Origin of the sequence: Sunxiuqinia dokdonensis (genome assembly GCF_001270965.1) — a bacterium.
GTDB lineage: Bacteria > Bacteroidota > Bacteroidia > Bacteroidales > Prolixibacteraceae > Sunxiuqinia > Sunxiuqinia dokdonensis.
Genome location: NZ_LGIA01000167.1, coordinates 21,819 through 28,300 on the forward strand (window position 1 = coordinate 21,819; position 6,482 = coordinate 28,300).

The 6,482-nt window shown below is 44.5% G+C and carries 6 protein-coding genes and 1 pseudogene; 2 read left to right on the top strand and 5 right to left on the bottom strand.

All coding sequences use genetic code 11. The features are described 5' to 3' along the window. Nucleotides 1–25: 25 nt before the first annotated feature. The 5 genes and pseudogenes from NC99_RS13530 to NC99_RS13545 all read right to left on the bottom strand — a co-directional run bounded on the left by NC99_RS13530 (nt 26) and on the right by NC99_RS13545 (nt 3,790). Complete coding sequence (locus tag NC99_RS13530; RefSeq protein WP_239684455.1) at nt 26–1,048, bottom strand: hypothetical protein; 1,023 nt, start codon at nt 1,046–1,048, stop codon at nt 26–28. Nucleotides 1,049–1,156: 108 nt separating this feature from the next. Continuing rightward, nucleotides 1,157–1,441: pseudogene (locus tag NC99_RS22705) on the bottom strand (4Fe-4S binding protein); the annotation flags it as partial. Nucleotides 1,442–1,483: 42 nt separating this feature from the next. Beyond that, the gene (locus NC99_RS13535) at nt 1,484–2,257 is read right to left on the bottom strand and encodes a sulfite exporter TauE/SafE family protein (RefSeq protein ID WP_053184573.1); all 774 of its coding nucleotides are present in this window, start codon (nt 2,255–2,257) and stop codon (nt 1,484–1,486) included. 1 nt (nt 2,258) lies between these two features. Next, a complete protein-coding gene (locus tag NC99_RS13540) occupies nt 2,259–2,750 on the bottom strand; it encodes a hypothetical protein (RefSeq protein WP_053184575.1) in 492 nt (163 codons plus the stop codon). A gap of 77 nt (nt 2,751–2,827) precedes the next feature. Further along, nucleotides 2,828–3,790, bottom strand: coding sequence for a helix-turn-helix domain-containing protein (locus NC99_RS13545; protein ID WP_239684456.1), 963 nt, complete (start codon nt 3,788–3,790; stop codon nt 2,828–2,830). Between the two features lie 18 nt (nt 3,791–3,808). Here NC99_RS13545 and NC99_RS13550 point away from each other — a divergent pair, with 18 nt between their 5' ends. Next, nucleotides 3,809–4,663, top strand: a complete 855-nt coding sequence (locus tag NC99_RS13550; RefSeq protein ID WP_053184577.1) for a pirin family protein — start codon at nt 3,809–3,811, stop codon at nt 4,661–4,663. Nucleotides 4,664–4,765: 102 nt separating this feature from the next. Next, nucleotides 4,766–6,382, top strand: coding sequence for an ABC-F family ATP-binding cassette domain-containing protein (locus NC99_RS13555; protein ID WP_053184579.1), 1,617 nt, complete (start codon nt 4,766–4,768; stop codon nt 6,380–6,382). The last annotated feature ends 100 nt before the right edge of the window (nt 6,383–6,482 follow it).

A 6,482-nucleotide genomic window follows, 5' to 3' on the forward strand; every position in this document is an offset into this window, starting at 1 on the left:
GTATAAAACAATTTCATTTTCAGGTTTATAATATTAGCCACCTCCAGCCTGTTATCATCAACAAAAAAATACCTCCGTACAGCGCCGGTATAAGATAAAACGACTTTCCTGAAACAGCGATTTCTCTGTTTTTGTTGAGCTCTTTTATAACCTTTATGCTTAGCCAGATTCCCCCGGCAATCACAAGGGTAAGTAAAACCGATATCAGCAAATTAACCATGAACGGCATTTTTGTCAACACAATTTCACCTTCAACTATTTTTTGTGCAGTGTTCATTCCACTCAAATCATCGGAAAGATGCCTTAGATATGGAACCCGGCTTGTTGTTTTTAAAATGGCTTTGCTCAAATGGGCAGCAGCAATTATCGGAATAAAAGCAATCCCATAATTCAATAGGTAATCTTTTAACTTGATTGAAAGACCCGCCACCCTGGCAACAAGGAACGGAATAAGCCAGATAAAGACAGGAAAAACCGCAAAGATGATTGAACCTTTAATAATTCCAACAACGAAATTATTACTTATCGCCAATGACCGGATAACCCTATTTGGCAAGAAAGTCAGGTACTGGTTAGTAATATCCCATTCCGACCAAATCTCAGAAATCACGAAGCCTGAAACAATCATTACAAAGGCCATTTCCGCTATTTTCAATGGTTTGAGCTTAAACAAATCATTTGCGAACCCAATATTTGTAATTTGAGGATTTGGTCGGCCAGCCGTGGGTTCCGACTGATATTTACTACATGTTTTCAAACAACCCGCGCAAAGAATACAGTGAGCATTATCTTCAATTTTTGCCGGGTACAAATCAACGCCACAACTTTTATAGTTCAGATTATAATGATATTTCCGGTGGATACAGGATTTGTCTTTGCAGGTATCACAAATACTTTTATTTTTTACACGCCATCCCAGAAAGGAAAGTTTCGAATAAATGCCAAGCAAATAACCCACCGGGCAAACGTAACGGCAAAAGGTATTTTTTTCATAAATACTGCCAATAAGAATTGAAACGCCAACAATTGCCAACAGGTAAACAGCCATAAAAGTTGGGTTTCGGTGTATGGCAAAACCCTGAATGCCAATAAAAAGAATCAGTACATAAAAAACCGTAATGGCCCAACCGGAAAGCAGCCATTTGGGCCTTTTACGCTTTAAACCGATTTTAGCGAAAAAAGATGTAATTATTTCTACCGGGCAAACCATACACCAGAAACGGCCGAAAAAAATGGCGGCGACAATAATCGCCGGCCACCAGTACGACCATACAATCAGGTTGCCTAAATTCGTGTTTCGCAATTCTTTCAGGAAGACCGGATCGGTGGAGGTTGCAGACAACCCGGCGATGATAAGTACGACATAGGCAGCAAGGGAGAAATACTTCAAAGCCACGGGGAAATAGCTCTTTTCAAAATATCGGTTCATTGTTTTAAGCATGGTATCTAATTATTTTACCTGTTTTTTTTACATTGTCCTATTTCAAATGATTCCCAAACCCAGCCCGATGGAAATGATTACAAGCATTGCTGCAACCAATAGCTGAACCGATCGGAAGGTTACTTTTTTAAGTAGTTTTTTTCCTGCGAAAGCCCCGGCAATTGCCGCCAGGGTTGCAGAAACAAGCAAAATCACATTTTCCGATAAGCCGGAGGAGGTAAACCGCGAGGCATAAACCGAAAGCCGCGTGATGTCAACCAGCGAGGCAATGATGACACCGGTAGCAATAAACGCCTCCTTGGAGAGTCCGCTTTTTATTAGAAATGCACTTCGAAAAGCACCCTGAATTCCTGCCAGTCCGCCAAAGAAGCCACTCAAAACGCCACCGAGAATCAGCCGGTTTCCACCAAACTCAATTTTCTGCAATACGGGCAGAACCTCGAGCAGGGAAAAGAACAGTAGTAAAACCGCGATGATAAGTTTCACCGGGGCAATTTCAAAGGTATTTCCCCACAATTGGTATTCATAAATCGGAGGCAACCCGGTAATCCGTAATAAAACCCAGGCACCGGCAAATGAAGCCAGAATGGCCGGAACGCCAAACCGGATGAGCACTGGTTTATTGGCCATTTTTCCCACCAGACCCATCTTAAAAATATTATTGGCAAAATGCACCACGCCGGTGAGGGCAATGGCAATGTCAACCGGGAAGAAAAGGGCAAAAACCGGCATTAAGATAGTGCCCAGTCCGAACCCCGAAAAAAAGGTTAGAATGGCTGTAAAAAAAGCAGCTATTGAAATAACAATTAGTTCCATTTTATTTGCGAATTGGAGATTGACGTGCAGTTGGCTCTTTTACAGTAAAATGTGGTACTTCTTCCAACGCGTGGCAGGCCATACAATGAGAGGTAAGCACACTGAATGCCTGATTAAAGGTTACAGTATCGCGGCTTGCAACAGCGCTGTCCATTTGTGGCAATGCGATGTTCAGAAAGTTTTGTGCCGACTTTGCCCTTTTTGGCCTTCTTTCCAGCCCATTTTTTACGGCAACTCTTAATTTTTCTACCTGGTATGCCGCGTATTCCCAATTTTGATCTTTTCCCGCCCAATACAATTCCTGGTAGCGGTAACCGGTTTCCACCATCGCTAGATCGAACCCACGAAGGTGTTTTGAAACGGTTTCAAACTTTTCGTGATCGTTTCCTTTTAACCAGCCGTCAGCGCCGTCAGGTTTGTTTTTGTCATTGTTTTTACACGAAAACAAGGCAAAAATCAGTACGATGTTCATTATCAATCGTAGTGTTTTCATATCAGTTCAATTTTATTGGTACGAAGCTACTGCCGCTACGTCAAATCCTTGTGGTGGAAATAAAACGATAAATGGTACTATTGAAAATACTGCTTTCGGAACTGGACCGGAGTTTTTCCTTCAGCCTTTTTAAAAAACTTGACAAAATTGGAAGCATCGGAAAAGGAGAGGAGCTCAGCAATTTCAGCGATGGTATTATCGGTGTGAAGAATGTAACGCTTGGCTTCGAGCAGCAGTTGAGCCGAAATCAATTCGCTGGCGCTGCGGTTGGCTTGCTTTCGGCAAATGGCATTCAGGTTTTGCGGACTTGTATTCAGCAGGCTGGCAAATTCGCGAACCTTATGGAGCCGGGGCGTTTCCTCCGGTAACAGCTGCCGGAAGCGTTCGAAGATGGCGGGCACCGTATTTTGCCTGGGTAATTGGCTGTCTGAAAAAGCCAATAACTTTCCAAACAAGGCAGCCAGCAGCCCATGGATAATTTGGTGCGAATAGGCCGTGTTTCGCTGGTATTCATGCAGTAGTTCGTTCAGTATCGGTTCCGGAAAATCGCCCGATGGAATGCTGAAACGACTGCTGCTTGCCAGTTTTCGATATATGGTTTTGAGTTCTGATTCCCGCAGGTCATCAAATTCTTCCTCTTTAAATAACACCACAAAACCTTTTGGAATACTGGTAAACTCCCAGAAGTGCAGCTGCCCGGGTTTCAGAAAATAACACTCGGGTGGGGAAACCACGAATTTTTCGGTTTCAATGGAATGAAAACCTTCGCCCTCACTTAACAGGATCAACTCATAGTAGTCGTCATGCTTATGAGGTTTGGTGCGTTTGATCTGCTCTTTGAAACGTGAAATTTTGAACTTCATGCCTTTTTCGAGCTTATTCTTTGTATCAATTTGGTTGTTTGATATCATGCTTCTAAAAATAGCAAATAATTCGCTTCTGCCGGATTCATGTTGCGAATCGGCTTGCCCTGTTGGCATTCGTTTAAACAACTGCCGGCTCCTGTTGTTTTTTATACCGAAAGCAATTTTATAATCCATCGTTATAAGCTATTCGTTATGAAGACTATAAAAAAGATTCATCAGCCGGTTTACGAACCCATACAAGATCTAATTACGTACCGGGTTATTCCGACGCCCTCCATCAAGTACCTTGATCCGTTTTTATTTTTGAACCACCACGGGCCGCAGGATTACCCGCCAAACAACGATGGGTTGCCTTTTGGTCCGCACCCGCACCGGGGAATGGAAACCGTCACCTTCATTTTGGATGGCGACATTGCCCATTTCGACAGTAGCGGCGAAAAGAGCGTCATCGCATCAGGTGGGGTGCAGTGGATGACTGCCGGAAGCGGTTTGATTCATGCTGAAGTTTCTTCGGATGATTTTAAGCGAAATGGTGGGCATTTGGAGATTTTACAGCTGTGGATTAATCTGCCGGCACGCTCAAAAATGAGCAAGCCATTTTACAAGGGACTGCAAAAAGAGATGATTCCAACCATCCCCTTGGATGATGAAAAAGTGGTTGTACACCTGGTTTCCGGCGATTGGGAAGGTGTCGAAGGCGCTTTTCATTCAGGCATTGGCGTTCAGCTGTCAACCATTGATTTTAAACCTGAGGGACAGCTCCGGTTAACTATTCCTGAAACAGAAAACGTTTTTTTCTACCTCATCCGTGGGCAAATGGAGGTGAATGGGCAGCTGGTTGATGAAAAGCGCTTGGTTGAGTTTGAAAATGACGGACAGAAAATCAACATCCGCGCGACCGAATCAAGTGTATTGCTGCTCGGTTACGCGCCGCCACTCAAGGAGCCGGTGGTATCGCAAGGCCCTTTTGTGATGAATACCCGCGAGGAAATTGAACAGGCCTACGAAGATTACCAGAATGGCAAATTCGGAAGCTGGAATCACTAGAAGACTAGGTTAAATTACTGTCAAGTTCCTGCCTGTTATCTTTTTCCTGTTGATTTAAAGTGTACTTTTGCCGCTCGAATTAGAAAAAAGAGGATCTGATTAATGATTACAGTATCGAACTTAGGAATACAATTTGGCAAGCGCGTGTTGTTTCAGGATGTGAACCTGAAATTTACAGCGGGAAATTGCTATGGCATTATTGGTGCGAATGGCGCCGGAAAATCAACCTTTCTGAAAATGCTTTATGGTGAGCAGGACGCAACTTTTGGGCATGTGAGCATTGCCTCGGGTGAACGGCTGTCGGTTTTGAAACAGGATCACCAGGAGTTTGATGAGGTCCCGGTTTTGGATACCGTGATGATGGGACACGAGAAATTGTGGGCCGTCAAGACCGAAAAAGACCGCCTTTACATGAAGGAAGATTTCACCGAAGCCGACGGAATGAAAGCCTCGGAGCTGGAAGATCAGTTTGCCGAAATGGATGGCTGGAACGCAGAGAGCGATGCGGCCAGCTTGCTGAGCGGGTTGGGCATTGACGAATCGCTGCACTACAAATTGATGAAAGACCTGAGCGGGAAAGAGAAGGTGAAAGTGTTGCTGGCACAAGCCCTGTTTGGCAAACCCGACAACCTGCTGCTCGATGAGCCAACCAACGATTTGGACCTTGATACGGTTTCGTGGCTGGAAAATTACTTGTCGAACATTGATCAAACGGTGTTGGTGGTTTCGCACGACCGCCACTTTTTGGACGCCATTTGTACCCACACGGTAGATATCGATTTTGGCAAAGTGCAATTGTTTGCCGGAAACTACAGTTTCTGGTACGAATCAAGCCAGCTGGCTTTACGCCAACAGGCTGCTCAAAATAAGAAAGCCGAAGAAAAGAAAAAGGAATTGCAGGAATTTATTGCCCGCTTTTCAGCCAACGTGGCCAAGTCGAAACAAACGACGAGCCGCAAAAAGATGTTGGAAAAGCTGAACGTGGACGAAATCAAACCTTCAACCCGAAAATACCCCGGAATTATTTTCACCCCGGAACGTGAACCCGGAAATACCATACTCGAAGTGCGCAATTTGAGCAAAACCTCGGGAGGCGACCTGCTTTTCAAAGATGTGAACTTTGTGGTGGAGAAAGATGACAAAATCGTCTTCCTGTCGCGTGACCCGCGTGCCATGACGGCCTTGTTCGAGATTTTGAATGGCCATGAAAAGCCGGATACAGGTGATTTTGACTGGGGTGTGACCATCACCAAAGCCTATTTGCCGCTGGATAACGCGGAATTTTTTGAAAAGGACTTGTCGCTGGTCGACTGGTTGGGCCAATATAGCTCCGACACCAGCGAGAACTTTTTGCGTGGTTACCTCGGCAAGATGTTATTCTCAGGAGAAGAGATTTTCAAAAATACCAAAGTGCTGTCGGGAGGGGAGAAGATGCGCTGCATGATTGCCCGCATGATGCTCGCCAACGCCAACCTGATGATGCTGGACACGCCCACCAACCACTTGGATCTGGAATCCATTCAGGCGTTTAACAACCGGCTGACCCAGTTTAAAGGCAACATCCTGATGTCGTCGCATGACCACGAGTTTATTCATACGGTTTGTAACCGGGTGATTGAACTGACACCAAACGGCATCATTGATAAGCAAACAGAGTACGACGATTACATCAGCAGCGAAGAAATCAAGGAACGACGAGCAGCGATGTATAAGAAATAGATTTTTAAAAATGAAAAAAAAGCCTTGCATTGCAGGGTTTTTTTTATGGCTTTTGGTGAAGAATGGTCATTCAATAGTCATTGATGGTCATTCAGTTGTC

Coding starts and splice junctions, on each gene's coding strand:
- NC99_RS13545 (WP_239684456.1), bottom strand. CDS start 3,790: ATGGATTATAAAATTGCTTTCGGTATAAAAAACAACAGGAGCCGGCAG.
- NC99_RS13555 (WP_053184579.1), top strand. CDS start 4,766: ATGATTACAGTATCGAACTTAGGAATACAATTTGGCAAGCGCGTGTTG.
- NC99_RS13530 (WP_239684455.1), bottom strand. CDS start 1,048: ATGGCTGTTTACCTGTTGGCAATTGTTGGCGTTTCAATTCTTATTGGC.
- NC99_RS13550 (WP_053184577.1), top strand. CDS start 3,809: ATGAAGACTATAAAAAAGATTCATCAGCCGGTTTACGAACCCATACAA.
- NC99_RS13535 (WP_053184573.1), bottom strand. CDS start 2,257: ATGGAACTAATTGTTATTTCAATAGCTGCTTTTTTTACAGCCATTCTA.
- NC99_RS13540 (WP_053184575.1), bottom strand. CDS start 2,750: ATGAAAACACTACGATTGATAATGAACATCGTACTGATTTTTGCCTTG.